Raw genomic sequence first — 2,565 nt, forward strand, 5'->3', positions numbered from 1 at the left:
CTCGTCGGGTAGGACCGCTGCATTGCTGCAGCGGTCCCCCCTCAGAACCGGCCGTGCCCGCTTTCCAGGCAACCGGCTCAAGCAAGCCCCTTGGGCTCGCGGGCGAACAGAAGTGCTGGTCACCGGCCGGGGCCAGTGGCCAGCCGACGTCGGCAGTGGGTGTGTGTCAGGCGTGAGGCGGCGGGTTTGTCCGGCTTGCCGTGGCCCGCTTCGGGGGTGACCGCGTGTTTGCGAATCGCGATGCGGGTGACCTTGAGCCACTGCTCCCACTGGTCGGGAGTTTGCGGCTCGTGGTCGGCGTGCAGCAGCAGCCCTCCGCAGAGCGGACATCGGCCGTCTTGCATCTGCAACAGATGCAAGGTGCCCTTGCCCAGCGGGAGTTTGCCGCGGCGGCGCCGCTTGGCCCAGAAGTCGGCCAGGGCGGGATCGTCGGTCGACGCCCTTCCTGGCACCATCCGGTGCCGGACGATCGGCGTCCAGGCGAACTTGTAGAGGTAGAAACCGCTGGTGCGGTCCCCGAATACCCATGTGTCCTGCCTGAACGGGTTGAACATGCCGAAGTACCGGGCAGTCACCCAGCGCATCGGCTTGTTCGGGTGGGAGAACTTGGCCCACTTGTAGACCAGTCTCCACACGTAGGCGTCCAGCGAGTTGAACGCCCGCTTGGACACCCCGATCCGGTAGTAGGCAGCCCAGCCCTTGATGATCGGGTTGAGCTTGGCGATCACCGCGTCGGCGTTGGCCCCTCGCAGGGCCAGCACCTCGGCGGCAAGCCGTTCCCGGATCCGCCGCAGGGCCGCGTTGCTCGGTTTGGTCAGCAACTTGCTGCGGTAGCGTCGGATGTTGAACCCCAGGAAGTCGCAGCCCTCATCGAGGTGGACAATGCGCGTCTTGTCCTCGTTGAAGGCCAGGCCCCGGGGCGCGAGCCACACAGTCAGCCGCGCCTTGACCTGCTCGGCCTGTTCCCGAGAATGACACAGGGCGAGAAGGTCGTCGGCGTAGACGACCAGAACCGGAGAATCGCGCGCCAGAATCGTGGCATCACTGCCGAGATTCTGGTAGCGGACTCCAGCAGCCTTTCCCATTCCGTGCAAGGCGATGTTCAACAACGCGGGACTGATCACCCCGCCCTGGGGAGTTCCCTCCACCGTGGGGGTGAACCAACCTTTCTCGACCACACCCGCCTTCAGCCATCCAGCGATCATTCCCCTTCCGGGAAAGGTGCCCAATGTTGTGAGCAGGTGATCGTGGTCGATGCGGTCGAATGCCGCTTTCAAGTCGGCGTCGAGCACCCATAGGCGTTTGGCATTCTTGCCGCTCGCCGTCGTGTGGATTGCCACGATCGCGTCATGACAGCCACGGCCTGGACGGAAACCATAGACTTTCGGCTCCAGCCGTGCTTCCCACTCGGGTTCCAGTGCGTTCAGTGTCAGAGCTTGAAGGCATCTGTCAGCGATCACGGGAATTCCGAGGCCGCGCTGTTTTCCATTCGCCTTGGCTATGTACACCCGCTTGGCGGGCTTGGGCTTCCACGGGGCCGCGTCATGCTGCATCCAGTCGGCCAGTTCGGCCTTTCCCTGGGGCAGTAGCACGACTTTCCCGTCGATGCCCGCCGTCTTGCGGCCAGCGTTGACCTCCGTGACCCGCCGCACACTCGCGAGTGTGTTGGCGCGGGAGCGGAGCATCAACTTCTGCAGATTCCTGACCTTGGCCAGGTCTCCTGCCTGCGATGCCGTGAAGATGCGCTGCCGCAGACGCCGTACGTCGTCCTCGACCCTCCGCCAGTCGATCGACGGCCAGTCGGTGATCTCGTCCTCCGGTCCGTTCGCCACGGTGACGGTAGTCGCTGCGGCTTGCGCCGCCCCGGCCGTGTGTGTCGTCATGGCGTCCAACTTGTCCTTCGGTTCCGGTGTCCTCGGTCATCGTTCTTCACAGACTCACCAGACCCACGTCAGCGCCCTTTCAGGCCGGGACATCGGCCCCTATCCGGCCAGTTATGCGGGAACCGCCGACGGAGGTGTCGGCATGCGGTTCCCGGTTTCCTGCTGCCTTTCGGCTACCGGCATTCGCTTGCTGGGTCTTCCTGCGCCCGCTGGAGAGTTGGGCCTTCCTTGCGGTTGGCTTACCAGGCCAGAACTGCTTTGCCTGGACTCCATCGGGGTTGTCACGTTCCGCATGAGAGAGATGCTGCCGGTGAGGGCGCCCTCTGCACCCCGGGGACGGCGGTGCACTCCCGACCGGCCAGATTTCCCCAGTCGGCGCCTGCCGCTTTCCAACGGCCAGTCCCTATCTCTCGCTGAAACGACCCATCGGCGAGAGTGCTCATGACGAGGCATCATCAAGGGTTCATTCGCATTCACCCGTCCGGCATTTCCCAGCCTGTAACCCCCGGATGGAACGGGGATCCTTGGGCATTTCCCCAGGCTTCGCACCCCGCGATTACTCACGACGCACGCTGAGGCGGAAACGAGCCCTGTGCACTGGCTCGGGAGCTACACCTTCGACATCAGTCGATCCTCCTTCGGTGAGTCCGCTCTTCTCAAGCGGCTTTCGTGTCGCACGATC

Annotated in this window: 1 protein-coding gene; it reads right to left on the minus strand. The window is 64.3% G+C overall.

Annotated elements, in window-relative coordinates; genetic code table 11:
- Nucleotides 1-119: 119 nt before the first annotated feature.
- Nucleotides 120-1,883: a reverse transcriptase domain-containing protein gene (locus AB0M27_RS47300; protein WP_365732390.1), complete on the minus strand. Its 1,764-nt coding sequence runs from the start codon at nucleotides 1,881-1,883 to the stop codon at nucleotides 120-122.
- Nucleotides 1,884-2,565: the final 682 nt, after the last annotated feature.

Source organism: Streptomyces sp. NPDC052107, assembly GCF_040680215.1.
GTDB lineage: Bacteria > Actinomycetota > Actinomycetes > Streptomycetales > Streptomycetaceae > Streptomyces.